The following is a 14,328-nucleotide window of genomic DNA, read 5'->3' on the forward strand; positions in this document are numbered from 1 at the left end:
CTTACCATCGCAGCGGACGACCCGACTCATCGATGAGGAGAGGTTCATGCGCCGAACGTTGCTCGCCCTGTCCGTACTCTGTCCGCTGGTCGGGGCGGGGCCGGTCGCCGCCGATCCGGCGCCGCCGGGCACCGCCGGGACGCTCACCGTGCTGGCCTTCACCGGCCGCGACCCGATCCCCGTCAACCGCGCCGAGATCACGGTGACCCGCTGCGGCGAGAGTCCGGTCGTCACGACCCTGACCAGCGGCGCCGACGGCCGCGCCACCGCGGCGCTGCCCGACGGCTGCTACGAGGCGAAGGTGATCACCGTGCCCGGCGGGTGCGCGCTCGCCGACACCGCGCCGGTGCGGCTGCAGGTCGCCGCGGGCACGCAGGTGAGCACCGAATTCCGGTTCCGCTGCGCCTGAGGCGTCAGCCGCAGCTCGGGGTGAACCGGTCGAGGTCGATCGCCTCGGCCATCGCCCGATAGCCCGCGGCGTTGGGGTGCAGGTTGTCCGGGCCGGCGTAGCGGGGATCGAGGACGTCCGGGTTCGCCGGATCACGCAGCGCCGCATCGAAATCCACCACGCTGTCGGACAGTCGCTGGGTGCGGATCCACGCGTTGATCCGCTGCCGCACCGGATTCGCGTACGGCAGGGTGATCATCCCGTCGAGCAGCGCGTTGCTCGTCGGCAGGATTGTGCCCAGGTGCACGCGCAGTCCGGCGGCGTGCAGTCGCTGGATCAGGCCGGTGTATCCGGCAACGACCTCGTCGTAGCCGGCGCCGATCGGGATACCCAGATCGTTGATGCCCTCGAGCACGATGACATCACCGACCCCGGCCTTGTCGATGACGTCGGCCTGTAGCCTGGCGCCCGCGTTCGGTCCGAACTGCGGGATGAATCCGTCGCGGGTGACCCGGTTCCCCGAGATCCCCGCGTTGAGCACGCTGAACGGCTTGCCCGCGGCGTCGAGTCGGCGCTGCAGGAAATCCGGATAGCGCACGTTCTGATCGATCACGCCGCCGTCCTGCGGCGTGCCGAGGAACGTGGCCGACACATAGCCGTCGGTGATCGAGTCGCCGAAGGCCACGATGGCCGACACCTCCCCCGGCGCCCGCACGTCGAGTCCCGACACGAACGGCACGGCGGTGGTACTCAGCGGCAGCTGCGCGCCGGACGGGTCGGCGGTGCGGTCACCGGCGAACGGGAGGCTGTAATAACTGGTGGCGTTGCCGTTGAAGTGCTCGGTCGGCAGCACCGCGAGCCCGGGCGCGTGCACGCTCACCGCCAGCGCCGCGAACGCCTCGAAGTCGAGCTGGACCGGATCGCTCACCACGTCGCTCCACGGCGGGATGCGCACGGCTCGGGCGCCGCCGAAAGTCACCTCGCGCACGGAGTCGGGCCGGACCGCCGCGCCCACGGTCCGGTGCGCCACGGTCACGTGGCCGATGTCCATCGCGATCGGCCGGGTGCGATTGGTCAGGTGCACGCGCAACTCCGAGCCGCCCCGATGCGGGGTGATCACCACGCGATAGGTCTGATCCGAGATCGACAGCTGGGGAACCAGCGACGGGTCGGCCGCGCTGAGCGAATCGGACGGCGCCGCCATCCAGCTGCCCACCCAGGTGGACTCGGCGCAGGTCGTCGGTGCCGCACCGGCGATCCCGGTCGACATCGATCCGGCCAGTACCATCGCGGCCCCGAAAACCGCCCACTTCCCCACGCCGCACAGCCTCCAGCAGTCACCACCCGACCGTTATCGGGGGTAACAGTAAAAGCGCCGGTGGACCGGCGGCGGGAAATCGCGAAACTTTCTCGCGCCCACCGGCCTTCGCGTCAGTCCTTCGGTCCACCCGCGACGTAGATGACCTGGCCGGACACGAAGCCCGCGCCCTCGCTCACGAAGAACGACGCCGTGTTGGCGATGTCGGCGGGCGTGCCGACCCGGTTGACCGGGATCTGCGCCGCGGCGGCCTGCTTGAACGCCTCGAAGTCGACGCCGACCCGAGCCGCCGTCGCGGCGGTCATCTCGGTTTCGATGAAGCCGGGCGCGATCGCGTTGGCGGTGACGCCGAACTTGCCCAGCTCGAAGGCGAGGGTCTTGGTGAACCCCTGCATGCCCGCCTTGGCGGCGGAGTAGTTGGCCTGGCCGCGATTGCCGAGCGCGGAGGTGCTCGACAGGTTCACGATGCGGCCGAACTTCGCGTCCACCATGTACTTCTGCACGGCCCTGGTCATCAGGAAGGCACCGCGCAGGTGCACGTTCATGACCGTGTCCCAGTCGTCCACCGACATCTTGAACAGCAGGTTGTCACGCAGCACGCCGGCATTGTTGATCAGCACGGTCGGCGCGCCGAGCTCGGTGGCGATCCGCTCGACCGCGGCGGCGACGGCCGCTTCGTCGGCCACGTCGGCGCCGACGGCGAGCGCGCTGCCCCCGGCCGCCTCGATGGCGGCGACGGTGTCCGCGCAGGCGGCGGCGTCGAGATCGAGCACGGCGACGGCGAATCCGTCGGCGGCGAGTTTGCCGGCGACGGCGGCGCCGATGCCCCGCGCGGCACCGGTGACGATCGCGACCCTGCGTTCCGTGGACATGTGCACTCCTACCGCGCTAGCACAACCGTGAGCTGGGCGAATGATGATGGTCGGGGTGACAGGATTTGAACCTGCGACCCTCCGCTCCCAAAGCGGATGCGCTACCAAGCTGCGCTACACCCCGAGACCTCGGGGCTGCGACGCCGTCGAGGGAATTCATGTTTGAGCGGGTGACGGGAATCGAACCCGCACCATCAGCTTGGAAGGCTGAGGTTCTACCATTGAACTACACCCGCAGGCATACGACATCGATGGGATCGCCACGATGTCGTGTGCGCCACGACTGTACCGAATCCCGCGCGAGAAATGCCAATCCGCCCCCCGGCGAGCACGGCGACGCGCCCCGCCCCGCGGTGACGACTCCGCCGGCGCCGATGCCCGATTAGGGCCTAATGACCCTATCCACGCGAACCCCCTCCCGGCCACGATGGTGGATGCGCGCCCATGGGGACCGGCGCCTGCTCCACCGGGGGAATAAATAGGAGAATTTTCCTTAAAAACCTGGCACGTGGGCGGCGAGTAGGCCACCATGAAATGGCGCGTGACGGGCTCCTTGTCGGGGGGAGTCGTGGTCACTCGGCCACCTCGTCACGACTCGCCCTTGGGCCAGGAGGAACCTCATGACATGGCAACGACCGCCACCTCGAGATGGGCTCTACGCTGCAGTTTTCGGTCTTCCCAAAGTTTTTTCGGGAAGTGTGTAACGCCGGAGCGCCTGCAGCGATGTCATAGCCGATCGCCATTCGCGAGAGACCTGCAACGCGTTCTACGACGCGACCTTTCGGTCTCGGGTGGCTTGCTAGGATCCTTTTTGCCGGACGGGGGTATCTGGAAAGGGGGCGGTGAGCGTGTGCCGAACTCGGTGGACTCAACCGCGTAGCAGTGCGAACGATCGAGGTGGCGAGCTCGTCGCCACCTACCGCCGGTGATGTCGATGACTGTCCACATCGAGCCACCGGTCGCCGCGATGGCCCGCGCCTGGGCCCGCGCGGTATGCGCCGAACCGGGATCGTCCACGGCGCCGCACCAGTTGGAGCCGGTGCTCGTCGAGATCGTCGAGCGGCTGCTGCATCTTGCGCGGACCGAACCGTTCCCGGTGCCACAGGCGCGGATGCTCGGCGCCCGGCTGGCCGAGGCGCCCTTCGAACGAACCAGGATGCTGGCGCACGCCACCCGCTGGCTGCTCGGCTTCCCTTCCGGCGTGCCCGGCTCGCTGGTGGCCACCCGCTGGCCGCTGGTCGCCAGTCAGGCCATCGACAGTTACGCGCAGGCGTTGCAGGAACGGGCGCTCGCGCAACAGGAACAGAACATCTCGGCGAAAGTGTCGCTGCGCGTACAGGAGATCGCCGCGCTGCAGCACCGCTTGCGCCACGAAGCAACCCACGACGCGCTGACCGATCTGGCCAACCGCACATTGCTGCAGGAACGGGTACGGGCCTTCGCGGCCGACCCGACCCGCGGCGTCGGTGTGCTGGTGGTCGACCTGGACCGGTTCAAGCAGATCAACGACGGCTACGGACACGCGATCGGCGACGAGGTCTTGGTCGAACTGGCCAACCGGTTGCGCGAGGTGTGCCCGCCCGACACGGTGATCTGCCGGTACGGCGGTGACGAGTTCGTCGTCGCCGCCAACCCGCGGCGCGACACCCTCGGCGAACTGGCGCACCGCGTGGTGGCGGCGCTGCGCGACCCGGTGTGGTCGAGCGCGGGGCCGGTACCGGTCTCGGCGAGCGTGGGCACGGCGTTCTGCGCGCCGGGAAAGACGTGCGATTTCACCGATCTGCTGCGTCGCGCCGACCGCGCGATGTATTCGGCGAAATCCGCGGGCGGGCGGCGTTTCGCGCTCGCCGAATCGGGCGACCCGGAACTGGGAACCGCGGTCGCGGGCTGAGTCGGATCGCGAAGCCTGCACTTCGCGTTCCGGCTCAACCCCTTTCGATGACAGTAGTCAGGCAGTGCGCTCGGATCCGGCTCGATGCGTCGCGTCGAGCCGGATCAGCGGCAGTGCCGCGACCGCGAGCAGCGCGCCGATCAGGCTGACCGAGGTGAGACCGCCGCCGTGCGTGAGAGCGGCGGCGGCCAGCACCGGAGTGCCGCTGATCCCCAGCTGGAACGCCGACACCGTGGTGGCCCCGGCGAGCGTGGGGGCCGCGGCCGCGATGGTGAACACCCGGCGGTAGAGCGCGGGATTGAGGACGAACGCCGCGACGCCGAGCGCGAAGACCGCCGGCACCACCACCCACGCCCGGTCCATCGCCGCCGCGAGCACCACCGACAGCAGTCCGATGGCGATCGTCCCCGCCAGCAGCGCGGTATGCGGTCGCCGGTCGGCGATCCGGCCGCCGATGGACAGGCCGACGAACGCGCCGATGCCGAACAGCGCGAGGACGGCCGGGATCCACACGGCCGCGATACCGGTGACCTCCCCCAGCAGCGCCGCCAGATAGTTGAACGTGATCATGTAGGCCGCGGTGCTCAGGATGGTGATCGCGTAGATCCCCCACAGCACGGGCGTTCGCATCACCGCGAGCTCACGGCGCACCTGCGGCCCGGCCCCGGACTCCGTTGCGCCCGTGGGTATTCCGAGCAGGCAGCCGAGCAGTCCCGCGAGGGTCAACAGCACGACGGCGACGAATCCGCCGCGCCAGCCGAGGACCTGGCTCAGCAGCGTCCCCAGCGGACCGCCGACCACCATGGCCACACTGAGTCCGCTCACCACGACCCCGGACGCGCGCCCGACGCGGTCCGGGGTCACCAGCCGGACCGCCGTCACCGACGCGACCGCGAAGAATCCCGCGTAGGCGACGCCGGCGACCACCCGCGAGATCAGCAGCACCCGATAGTCACCGACCAGCCCGATCGCGATACTCGCGGCGAACACCGCTTGGGTCACCAATAGTGCCGACCGTCGCGGCAGACGCAGGCCGAGCACCGCGCACGGCGGTCCACCGAAGACCACGCCGAGCGCGAACGCGGTGATGAGCAGGCCCGCGGACGCGAGCGGCACCCCCAGATCGAGCGCGACGTCGGGGAGCACCCCCGCGAGCAGGAACTCCGCGCTGCCCATCGCGAACAGGCTGAACCCCAGCAGATATACCCCCGTCGGCAGCCGGTCGCTCGTCCGCGCGACCGGAGTGATTTTGTCCGTTTCCCTTGTCGAATCCATCTCGGATCACCTCCGCGACGAGCATCGCGACCTTCTTGCTCGATCAGCAAAGAACCTTGCCGTTTCCGGGACGGATGGATTCCACTGGGTGGATGGAGGATCAGCCGACCGTAGGCGCGGTGATCGAGCAGATCGGCCCGCGATTGCGCCGGGCCAGGGACAAGCGCGATGTCAGCCTGGCCGCGCTCGCCCGCGCCACCGGCGTCTCGACGAGCACGCTGTCACGGCTGGAATCGGGGCAGCGCAAGCCGAGTCTCGAACTGCTGCTGCCGATTACGACGGCGCTGGGCATCGGCCTCGACGAGATCGTCGCGGCGCCACGCGTCGTCGATCCCCGGGTGGCGCAGGAGTCCACCGACAACGGCGGCCGGACGCTGATCCCGCTGTCCCGTCATCCCGGGGAGCCACGGGCCTACAAGATGATCATCCCCGCCCGCGACGCCGAACCGTTCCCGCGCGCCCACGAGGGCCACGAGTGGCTGTACGTGCTGCGTGGACGGCTGCGGGTCCGGCTCGGTGACCACGAATTCGTCATGGGCGCCGGTGAGGCGGCCGAGTTCGACTGCCGGATCCCGCACTGGTTCGGCGCGGCCGGCCGCGGCAGTGTCGAGATCCTGAGTCTGTTCGGCGCGCACGGCGAGCGCATCCACGTCAGAGCGAGTACCCCCGGCGGGCTCAGCGCGGTTGGCAGGTCGGGCACCAGAAGAGGTTTCGCCCGTCCATGACGCCGTGCGCGATCGGGGTCGCGCACACCCGGCAGGGCTCGCCCTGGCGGCGGTAGACGTAGGTGCGCGGCCGGTCCTGGGCGTAGGACGGTGCGCCCGTGTCGTGTTCGGGCCGCACGACGTGCATGCGGCCGGTGGCCACACCGACCGGCATCAGCGCGACGAGGTCGGCCCACAGCGCGTCCCATTCGGCGGCGCTCACCGAGGTGCCGGGGCGGAACGGCGAGATGCCGTGCCGGAAGAGCACTTCCGCGCGGTAGACGTTGCCGACGCCGGCGATCAGCGCCTGATCCATCAGCAGCGCGCCGATCGCCCGGCGGGAGCGGCGGATCCGCGCGCCCGCGCGTTCGTGGTCGGCGTCGGGCCGCAGCGGATCGGCGCCGAGGCGGGCGGTCAGTGCGTCGACCTCGGGCGGCAACAGCACCTCGCAGGCGGTCGGCCCGCGCAGGTCGGTGCCGAAATCGGTGGCGGCGCCGAGCATCCGCATCCGCACCTGACCGACCGGTGCCGCCATCGGCAGCTCGGCCTCGCTGAAGGTGCCGTACAACCCGAGGTGCACGTGCACCGTCAGCCCGGACGCGTAGTGGTGCAGCAGGTGCTTGCCGACCGCCTCGGCCGACTCGAGCACCTGCCCGTCCACCATCGCCGCGCCCTCGGCGAAACGCCCCTGCGGGCTCGAAACCCGCACGGCGCCACCGGCGAACCGTTCCTGATGCAGGCGGGCGATGCGATGAAGGGTGTGCCCCTCAGGCAAGAAACACACCTTCCTCGATCTCGATCAACTCACGGTCGGGCGGGTGGCCCTCAGTACGCGGGGACCGCGGGGGCTTCGCCGGACTTCTCGTAGTCGGCGAGGATGTCGATGCGGCGCTGGTGGCGCGGCTCTTCCGACCACGCCTGGGCGAGGAACGCGTCGACGATGGCCAGCGCCTCGGCGGTGGTGTGCATGCGGCCGCCGATGCCGATCAGCTGGGCGTTGTTGTGTTCGCGGGCCAGCTTGGCGGTCTCGACGCTCCAGGCCAGGGCGCAGCGGGCGCCGGGGACCTTGTTGGCGGCGATCTGCTCGCCGTTGCCGCTGCCACCGAAGACCAGGCCGAGCGAGCCCGGATCGGCGACAGTGCGGCGGGCCGCCTCGATGCAGAAGGCGGGGTAGTCGTCGAGGGCGTCGTACTCGAGAGCACCACAGTCGACGACGTCGTGTCCGGCCTCCTGCAGATGGGCCTTGACGTGATTCTTCAGTTCGAAACCGGCATGGTCGGCACCCAGGTAAACGCGCATGGCTGCGATTGTGTCAGGCCCGCTTAGAGTCGTTTCATGCACCCGCACGAACCGCTTCAGCCGCCTTCGGCAGGTCCCCCACCGGGGCATTCCGGCCCACCCGCCGAGTCGGCACCGTCGCTCGACAAGACCACCGGCGACACCCCCGTTCCACCCCCGCACCCCGGCTCCGCGTCGTCTCCGTGGGCCCAGCCAGTCCCGCCGACCAGCGGTTTCCCGGCCCAACCGTACGCGCCCGCGCCCCAGTACCCCGGCCCGTATCCCCCGGTGCCGCAGGCCGGTTACCACCCGCCCGGCGGTCCGCCGATCCCGCCGCGGCATCAGCCGCGCGGGCTGTCTCCCTACGGGATGCCGGCCCGGCATTCGTGGGAGATCCCGCTGCTGGTGGTCGTCATCATGTTCACGACGGTGGCGTATCTGCTCGTGGCGCTGATCCTGCTGGTCGAGTTCTTCGCCGAGCCGGTGCTCGACGACAAGGGACAGCCGGTCGACAGCGGTTCGATCCTGACCAGTCCGTATGTGCTGCTGCTGGTGTTCGCGCCGGTGCTGCTGTGGATGGGTCGTGGTCTCAACTACGCGACCCAGCGGATCAACGGCGTGAAGATGTCGCCGACGCAGTTCCCCGAGGGCTACCGGATGGTGCAGGAGGCGGCCGCGCGGTTCGGCATGAGCAAGGTGCCCGACGCCTATGTCGTGCTCGGCAACGGCCAGATCAACGCGTTCGCCTCCGGACACGGGTTCCGCCGGTTCGTCGTGGTCTACAGCGACCTGTTCGAAATCGGCGGCACCGCCCGCGATCCCGACGCGCTGGCCTTCATCATCGGCCACGAGGTGGGCCATATCGCCGCGGGGCACGTGTCGTATTGGCGCCAGCTCGGCATGTTCGTCGCGCCGTGGCTGCCGATCCTGGGGTCCTCGCTGATCCGGGCCCAGGAGTACACCGCGGACAACCACGGATTCTGTAATCGGTATCAGGGCGCGCCCGGCGCGATGGGGACGCTGGCCGCGGGCAAGTACCTCAACGCGCAGGTCGGTTTCGACGAGATGGCCGATCGGGCCGCGATCGAGAAGGGCGGGTTCGTCTGGCTGATCAACGCCATGTCCAGCCATCCGGTCCTCACCTGGCGGATGTGGGCACTGCGCGACCGCAGCAGGCACGGTCCGATGTTCCTGCGCCCGAGCGCGCCCCATCCCGGCGCGATCCCACCGCCGGGCGGCTATCCCCCGATCACCGCGCCGCGCGCGCTCCCGCCGAAGCCGGTGTGAGCACGGCGGGGTGCCGGACCGAGGAGTCCGGCACCCCGTTCGTCGCTCAGTCGAAGACCGGGTCCTCGGTCCGCGTGCGCTTGAGCTCGAAGAAGTGCGGGTACGAGGCCAGCGCGACCACGCCGTCCCACACCCGGCCCGCGTCCTCGCCGCGCGGAATGCGCGAGAGCACGGGACCGAAGAACGCCACGCCGTTGACGTGGATGGTCGGGGTACCCACATCGGGGCCGACCTTGTCCATGCCCGCGTGGTGACTCGCGCGCAGCGCCTCGTCGAAGTCGGTGCTGGTCGCGGCCTCGGCGAGCTCGGCGGGGAGTTCCAGCTCGGCCAGCGCGTCGGCGACGACCGCGGCCAGGCTCTCGGCGACGGAGTCGCGCTGGTACTCGTCCTTGCGCTCGTGGATGCGGGTGCCCAGCGCGGTGTAGAGCGGCAACAGGATCTCGTCGCCGGACTTCTCGGCGGCGGCGACGGCGACCCGGACCGGTCCCCAGCCCGCGGCCATCAGGTCGACGTAGCGCTCGGGCAGGTCGTCCTTGCCCTCGTTGAGCACCGACAGACTCATCACGTGGAAGCGTGCCTCGATGTCGCGCACCTTCTCCACTTCGAGGATCCAGCGGGACGTGATCCAGCACCAGGGGCACAACGGATCGAACCAGAAATCGACGACGTCCTTCGTGGCCTGATCGCTCACGATTTTCCTCTCGGGTCAGCTCGGCGGGGCGACGCGCCCACCGGTTGGTGCAACCCCGCGACGACCGGAATCGTTCCCGTGCGCCATCGCGCGCACTAGGCTCGAGGCGAGGGAGTCCGGTCGTCCGCGAGAAGGAGTCCGTTCATGAGCTCGAATCAGCATTTCGTCGTCATCGGCGGCGGACTCGGTGCAGCCAAGCTGGCCGAGGCTCTGCGCGCCAACGACTTCGACGGCCGGGTCACCGTGCTCGCCGCCGAGGAGGAGCTGCCCTACGAGCGGCCCCCACTGTCCAAACAGCATCTGGCCGGCACCCAGCAGCTGCCCGATTTCACCGTCGACCAGGGGTCCTGGTACCGCGATCACCACATCGACCTGCGGCTGGGCACCACCGCGACGGCCTTCGATCCGGCCGCCCACACTGTGACGCTGCCCGACGGCTCCACGTTGACCTACGACAAGCTGGCGCTGGCCACCGGCTCACGTCCACGCATGCTGCCCATCCCCGGTGCCGCCGCGCCGAATGTGTACACGCTGCGCACGATCGGGGATTCGGAGGTGATCGCCGAGCTGCTGCGCTCGCACCGCAAACTGGTGATCATCGGCGCGGGGTGGATCGGGCTCGAGGTCGCCGCCCAGGCGCGCGCCAGGCAGGTCGACGTCACCGTGCTCGAGTCGGCCGAGTTGCCGCTGGTCGGCGTGCTCGGTCCGGAGATGGGCGCGTTCTACGCCGAGCTGCATCGCTCGCACGGGGTCGACCTGCGGACCGGTACCACCGTCGAGATGATCCTGACCGAGGACGGCGTGGCGACCGGCGTGCAGCTCGGTGACGGCACCGTGGTGCCCGCCGAGGCGGTGCTGGTCGCGGTGGGCGCGGCACCCAATATCGAGGGCGCCCTGGCGGCGGGGCTCGCGACGAACGGCGGTGTGGTGGTCGACGCGGCGCTGCGCACCAGCGACCCGGACGTGGTCGCCGTCGGCGACATCGCCGAGCAGCAGCATCCGGTGCTGAACCGGCCCGTCCGGGTGGAGCACTGGGCCACCGCGCTCAATCAGCCCGCCGTGGCGGCGCTGACCATGCTGGGCAAGCCCGCCTCCTATGACCGGCTCCCGTACTTCTTCAGCGATCAGTACGACGTCGGCATGGAGTACACCGGCTTTGTCGGCCGCGATGACGACGTGCGCGTGGTGGTGCGCGGGGACCAGGCCGAACGCGAGTTCGTGACGTTCTGGCTGGACCCGCAGAACCGGGTCGTGGCGGGCATGAATGTCAACGTCTGGGACGTGACCGAGCGAATCAAGCAGCTGATCCTGGCGGGCGAGCCGGTCGATCCGGAGCGGCTGGCCGACCCCGACATTCCACTGTGATCCAGTTCACATCACAGGCCGGAGCCGACGTGTCGAACGGCGCGCGCCGGCTCCGACCATGTCTCGAGCGCGCCCGCCGGGCGCCCGCGACCCCCAGGAGCTATGCGATGAAGTACATGCTGGTCAAGACCTACGCCGACGCCGCCTACTGCAGCACCCCGCTGCCCGAGTGGGCGCCCGAGGACATCGCCGCCCACATCGATTTCCAGCGGGCGCTGGGCGAACAGCTCGCCGCCGCGGGCGAACTCGTCGAGGCCCAGGGCTTGGCCGGACCGGATCAGGCACTGATCGTGGTCTCCGACGGCCGCTCGGCGCCGGTGGTCACCGACGGCCCGTTCCCCGAGACCAAGGAGTTCCTGGCCGGCTACTGGGTCGTCGACGTCGACTCGCGCGAGCGCGCGATCGAGATCGCCGCGCAGGCCTCGGCCGCGCCCGGGCCCGGCGGCAAGCCGATCGGCGAGTACATCGAGGTGCGCCAGGTCATGAGCGCGCCCGCGGAGTGAGCACGACGCCCCGCATCGAGGACCTGCTGCGCGAACTCGCCCCGCAGGTCCTCGGTGTTCTCGTCCGCCGGTTCGGCGATTTCGACCTGGCCGAGGATGCCGTGCAGGACGCGCTGCTGGCCGCGGCGACCCAATGGCGGACCGAGGGACTACCGGAGCATCCGCGCGGCTGGCTGATCCAGGTCGCCCAGCGCCGGATGGCCGACGCGGTACGCGCCGAGGTCGCGCGGCGGCGCAGGGAGACCACGGTGTTCGTGCGCGAGGTGCCGGTCGAGGCGAGCGGCCGCGACGACACCCTCGACATGTACTTCCTGTGCTGCCACCCCGATCTGCCGCCCGCCGGCGCGATCGCGCTGACCTTGCGCGCCGTCGGCGGCCTGAGCACCGCCGAGATCGCCGCCGCCTTCCTGGTCCCGGAAGCGACCATGGCGCAACGCATCTCCCGCGCGAAGAAGCGCCTGGCCGAATCGGAGCGTCCGTTCGCCGACGGCGCGCAGGACAGCGCGCGGCTGAGCGCGGTGCTGCAGGTGCTGTACGTGATCTTCACCGAGGGTCACACCAGCAGCGCGGGCGCGGGGCTGCGCCGCGGCGACCTCTCCGCCGAGGCGATCCGGCTGACCCGCGCGCTGCGGGCCCTGCTGCCCGAGAACACCGAGGTCACCGGCCTGCTCGCCTTGATGCTGCTCACCGATGCCCGCCGGGCCACGCGCTCGGGTCCGCACGGCGAACTGGTCCCGCTGCACGAGCAGGATCGCACCCGCTGGGATCGCGCCCAGATCACCGAGGGCCTGCGCCTGCTCACCGCGACGATGTCCACCGGGCTCACCGGGAACTACCAACTCCAGGCCGCGGTCGCGGGCCTGCACGCCCAGGCCGCGCGCGTCCAGGACACCGACTGGGCCCGGATCCTGGTGCTCTACACCATGATCGAACGGGCGAACCCGAATCCGATGGTCACCCTGAACCGGGCGGTGGCGACCGCCATGGTGCACGGCCCGGCCGCCGGGCTCGCGGTCGCCGACACGGTGGCCGAGCCGCTGGCCCGCTCCCACCGGCTCGCCGCGGTACGCGGGCACCTGCACGAGATGGCGGGCGAGGACGCCGCCGCCGTCGCGCAGTATCAGCTGGCCGCGAAGCAGACGGCGAGCGTGCCGGAGCGCGACTACCTGCTGTTGCGCGCCGCCCGCGTGCGGTCGGGCGCGGCGGGCTCGCCGCAGCGGCCTGCGGAAACCACGCCCGCCCACTGAGCGTCGGCCCGGGCGGGGAAGCCCGGCGGGCTCGCGCCGAGATCCGGCCTCGCTTGGCCGTGGTCGGCTAGCCCGACTGCTCGAGGTTGGCGATCATGTGCGCGAGAGTGTCGGTGAACGCGGCGAATTCGGCCGCGGTGATCCCCTCGGCCAGTTGTCCACGGATGGCGCCCACCGACCGGGCGGCGGACTCGTGCGCCGCCCGACCGACGTCGGTGGCCGCCCACCGACCGCTGTCCGCGCGGGCGATCCAGCCCCGCGTGGCCAGTGCGGTGGTGACATCGGTGATCGACTCGTCGGCGGAGTCCCAGAACGGACGCAACGCGTCGACCGGATCGGCGCCGGGGTCCCGGACGATCGTGGTGAGCGTCTGCCATTCCCGACGCGACATCCCGACACTGTCCACCGCCCGATCGAAGGTCGCTTCGATGAGTCGGTCCAGGCGTTTGACCTGATAGCCGATCAATCTGCGCTCGGTCATCGTCCACCTTTCATGTCTATCGACAATTACATGTCCTATTACATGTATATGTTCGAAGGTAGCATGAGCCCGTGGACGAGGTCGAGCGGATCGAACGGGCGATGATCACCATCCGGCGGCGGCAGACCCGGCGCACCCTGGCGGCGGACGCGCCGAGCGGCCAAGCCTTCGACGTGCTCGATGTCGTCGAGGACGCGACCGCCCCGACGGTGTCCACGGTGGCCGCAGCCCTGGCCGTCGACCAGCCCCGCGCCAGCAAGCTCGTCGCGGCCGCCGTGACCGCGGGCTACCTGCGCCGCGCCGCCGACCAGTCCGACGGCAGACGCTCACTGCTGGTGCTCACCGAGCAGGGCCGGGACCTGCTCGACCGCGCGCACGAGCGCCGCCGCGGCGCCTTCGACCGCGCGATGACCGGCTGGCCGGATGCCGACCGCGCCGAGTTCGCCCGCCTGCTCGGCCGGTTCGTCGACGGCCTCGACTGACCGCGCGGATGGCAGACTCTGGTTCGTGACGGAGGTATTCAGCGCGGGCGTCCTGGTCTATCGGCACGGCGCGGACGGGATCGAGGTGCTGCTCGGACACCTGGGCGGCCCGCTGTGGGCGAAGAAGGACGCCTCGGCGTGGTCGATCCCCAAGGGCGAGTACGTCCCCGAGGAGGAATCGGCGCGCGTGGCCGCGGCCAGGGAGTTCACCGAGGAGCTCGGCCTGCCGGTGCCCGAAGGCGAATGGACCGCGCTCGGCGAGGTGCGATACGGCAGCGGGAACCGGCGCAAGACCGTCACCGCGTGGGCCGTCGAGGGCGATCTGGATCCGGCCGACGTGGTCCCGGGAACGTTCGAGATGGAGTGGCCGCCGCGCTCGGGCCGCCGCGCCGAGTTCCCCGAGATCGACCGGGCGGCCTGGTTCGATCCGGCCACCGCGCTGGACAAACTCGGAAAAGGTCAGCGCCCCTTCCTCACCCGGCTGACCGAGCTGATCGGCTGACCTCGCGTGCCCCGGGCGTTCACGGACGCGGAGTAGATTGCGGT

General features: G+C 70.4%; 16 protein-coding genes and 2 tRNA genes. 9 read left to right on the plus strand and 9 right to left on the minus strand.

All coding sequences use genetic code 11. The features are described from left to right. Positions 1-46 precede the first annotated feature (46 nt). Positions 47-409: a hypothetical protein gene (locus ATM97_RS29610; RefSeq protein WP_218721485.1), complete on the plus strand. Its 363-nt coding sequence runs from the start codon at positions 47-49 to the stop codon at positions 407-409. A gap of 4 nt (positions 410-413) precedes the next feature. Here ATM97_RS29610 and ATM97_RS29615 read toward each other — a convergent pair whose 3' ends face one another. From ATM97_RS29615 to ATM97_RS29630, 4 genes are all read right to left on the minus strand, one after another. Continuing rightward, entirely contained in the window at positions 414-1,658 is a 1,245-nt protein-coding gene (locus ATM97_RS29615) for a GDSL-type esterase/lipase family protein (RefSeq protein ID WP_255588606.1), read from the minus strand. 161 nt (positions 1,659-1,819) lie between these two features. Further along, a complete protein-coding gene (gene fabG / locus ATM97_RS29620) occupies positions 1,820-2,578 on the minus strand; it encodes a 3-oxoacyl-ACP reductase FabG (RefSeq protein ID WP_218721487.1) in 759 nt (252 codons plus the stop codon). Between the two features lie 47 nt (positions 2,579-2,625). Then, positions 2,626-2,702: transfer RNA gene (locus tag ATM97_RS29625), tRNA-Pro, on the minus strand. Between the two features lie 41 nt (positions 2,703-2,743). Beyond that, a tRNA-Gly gene (locus ATM97_RS29630) sits at positions 2,744-2,814 on the minus strand. A 698-nt stretch (positions 2,815-3,512) separates the two neighbouring features. On the opposite strand from ATM97_RS29630, the gene ATM97_RS29635 reads away from it, so the two are divergent. Further along, complete coding sequence (locus tag ATM97_RS29635; RefSeq protein ID WP_110039617.1) at positions 3,513-4,469, plus strand: GGDEF domain-containing protein; 957 nt, start codon at positions 3,513-3,515, stop codon at positions 4,467-4,469. A 57-nt stretch (positions 4,470-4,526) separates the two neighbouring features. Here the strand turns inward: ATM97_RS29635 and ATM97_RS29640 are convergent, their stop codons facing one another. After that, positions 4,527-5,744: an MFS transporter gene (locus ATM97_RS29640; protein ID WP_218721488.1), complete on the minus strand. Its 1,218-nt coding sequence runs from the start codon at positions 5,742-5,744 to the stop codon at positions 4,527-4,529. A 92-nt stretch (positions 5,745-5,836) separates the two neighbouring features. Between ATM97_RS29640 and ATM97_RS29645 the strand changes: the two genes are divergently transcribed. Continuing rightward, positions 5,837-6,469 (plus strand): helix-turn-helix domain-containing protein, encoded by a 633-nt coding sequence (locus tag ATM97_RS29645; protein WP_218721489.1) that lies wholly within the window; start codon positions 5,837-5,839, stop codon positions 6,467-6,469. Here the strand turns inward: ATM97_RS29645 and ATM97_RS29650 are convergent. Both ATM97_RS29650 and ATM97_RS29655 read right to left on the minus strand, forming a co-directional pair. Further along, positions 6,420-7,223, minus strand: a complete 804-nt coding sequence (locus tag ATM97_RS29650; RefSeq protein ID WP_218721490.1) for an Fpg/Nei family DNA glycosylase — start codon at positions 7,221-7,223, stop codon at positions 6,420-6,422. The two genes, ATM97_RS29645 and ATM97_RS29650, sit on opposite strands and share 50 nt — an antisense overlap. A 50-nt stretch (positions 7,224-7,273) precedes the next feature. Further along, positions 7,274-7,747, minus strand: a complete 474-nt coding sequence (locus ATM97_RS29655; protein WP_019045753.1) for a ribose-5-phosphate isomerase — start codon at positions 7,745-7,747, stop codon at positions 7,274-7,276. 36 nt (positions 7,748-7,783) lie between these two features. On the opposite strand from ATM97_RS29655, the gene ATM97_RS29660 reads away from it, so the two are divergent. Continuing rightward, the gene (locus ATM97_RS29660; RefSeq protein ID WP_255588607.1) at positions 7,784-9,013 is read left to right on the plus strand and encodes a M48 family metallopeptidase; all 1,230 of its coding nucleotides are present in this window, start codon (positions 7,784-7,786) and stop codon (positions 9,011-9,013) included. A gap of 46 nt (positions 9,014-9,059) precedes the next feature. Here ATM97_RS29660 and ATM97_RS29665 read toward each other — a convergent pair whose 3' ends face one another. Then, entirely contained in the window at positions 9,060-9,704 is a 645-nt protein-coding gene (locus tag ATM97_RS29665) for a DsbA family protein (RefSeq protein ID WP_218721491.1), read from the minus strand. A 144-nt stretch (positions 9,705-9,848) separates the two neighbouring features. Here ATM97_RS29665 and ATM97_RS29670 point away from each other — a divergent pair, with 144 nt between their 5' ends. The 3 genes from ATM97_RS29670 (at position 9,849) to ATM97_RS29680 (ending at position 12,819) form a co-directional block, all read left to right on the plus strand. Next, a complete protein-coding gene (locus ATM97_RS29670; protein WP_218721492.1) occupies positions 9,849-11,069 on the plus strand; it encodes an NAD(P)/FAD-dependent oxidoreductase in 1,221 nt (406 codons plus the stop codon). A gap of 107 nt (positions 11,070-11,176) precedes the next feature. After that, on the plus strand, positions 11,177-11,572 hold the full coding sequence (locus ATM97_RS29675; RefSeq protein ID WP_218721493.1) for a YciI family protein: 396 nt from the start codon (positions 11,177-11,179) through the stop codon (positions 11,570-11,572). Beyond that, complete coding sequence (locus tag ATM97_RS29680) at positions 11,569-12,819, plus strand: RNA polymerase sigma factor (RefSeq protein ID WP_218721494.1); 1,251 nt, start codon at positions 11,569-11,571, stop codon at positions 12,817-12,819. Before ATM97_RS29675 ends, ATM97_RS29680 begins: the two co-directional genes overlap by 4 nt. Positions 12,820-12,886: 67 nt before the next feature. On the opposite strand, the gene ATM97_RS29685 is transcribed toward ATM97_RS29680, so the two are convergent. After that, entirely contained in the window at positions 12,887-13,300 is a 414-nt protein-coding gene (locus ATM97_RS29685) for a MarR family winged helix-turn-helix transcriptional regulator (protein WP_218721495.1), read from the minus strand. A gap of 71 nt (positions 13,301-13,371) precedes the next feature. On the opposite strand from ATM97_RS29685, the gene ATM97_RS29690 reads away from it, so the two are divergent. After that, positions 13,372-13,782 (plus strand): MarR family winged helix-turn-helix transcriptional regulator, encoded by a 411-nt coding sequence (locus ATM97_RS29690; RefSeq protein ID WP_218721496.1) that lies wholly within the window; start codon positions 13,372-13,374, stop codon positions 13,780-13,782. A gap of 25 nt (positions 13,783-13,807) precedes the next feature. Beyond that, positions 13,808-14,284 carry an NUDIX domain-containing protein gene (locus ATM97_RS29695; protein WP_308248665.1) on the plus strand — a complete coding sequence of 159 codons (477 nt, stop codon included), beginning with the start codon at positions 13,808-13,810 and terminating at the stop codon, positions 14,282-14,284. Positions 14,285-14,328 lie beyond the last annotated feature (44 nt).

Source organism: Nocardia sp. MH4, from assembly GCF_019266065.1.
GTDB classification, from domain to species: Bacteria; Actinomycetota; Actinomycetes; order Mycobacteriales; family Mycobacteriaceae; genus Nocardia; species Nocardia canadensis.

What these genes read in the sequence shown, in the direction of transcription:
- ATM97_RS29610 (WP_218721485.1), top strand. Translation starts at nt 47, where the DNA reads ATGCGCCGAACGTTGCTCGCCCTGTCCGTACTCTGTCCGCTGGTCGGG.
- ATM97_RS29615 (WP_255588606.1), bottom strand. Translation starts at nt 1,658, where the DNA reads ATGTCGACCGGGATCGCCGGTGCGGCACCGACGACCTGCGCCGAGTCC.
- fabG (WP_218721487.1), bottom strand. Translation starts at nt 2,578, where the DNA reads ATGTCCACGGAACGCAGGGTCGCGATCGTCACCGGTGCCGCGCGGGGC.
- ATM97_RS29635 (WP_110039617.1), top strand. Translation starts at nt 3,513, where the DNA reads ATGACTGTCCACATCGAGCCACCGGTCGCCGCGATGGCCCGCGCCTGG.
- ATM97_RS29640 (WP_218721488.1), bottom strand. Translation starts at nt 5,744, where the DNA reads ATGGATTCGACAAGGGAAACGGACAAAATCACTCCGGTCGCGCGGACG.
- ATM97_RS29645 (WP_218721489.1), top strand. Translation starts at nt 5,837, where the DNA reads ATGGAGGATCAGCCGACCGTAGGCGCGGTGATCGAGCAGATCGGCCCG.
- ATM97_RS29655 (WP_019045753.1), bottom strand. Translation starts at nt 7,747, where the DNA reads ATGCGCGTTTACCTGGGTGCCGACCATGCCGGTTTCGAACTGAAGAAT.
- ATM97_RS29660 (WP_255588607.1), top strand. Translation starts at nt 7,784, where the DNA reads ATGCACCCGCACGAACCGCTTCAGCCGCCTTCGGCAGGTCCCCCACCG.
- ATM97_RS29670 (WP_218721492.1), top strand. Translation starts at nt 9,849, where the DNA reads ATGAGCTCGAATCAGCATTTCGTCGTCATCGGCGGCGGACTCGGTGCA.
- ATM97_RS29675 (WP_218721493.1), top strand. Translation starts at nt 11,177, where the DNA reads ATGAAGTACATGCTGGTCAAGACCTACGCCGACGCCGCCTACTGCAGC.
- ATM97_RS29685 (WP_218721495.1), bottom strand. Translation starts at nt 13,300, where the DNA reads ATGACCGAGCGCAGATTGATCGGCTATCAGGTCAAACGCCTGGACCGA.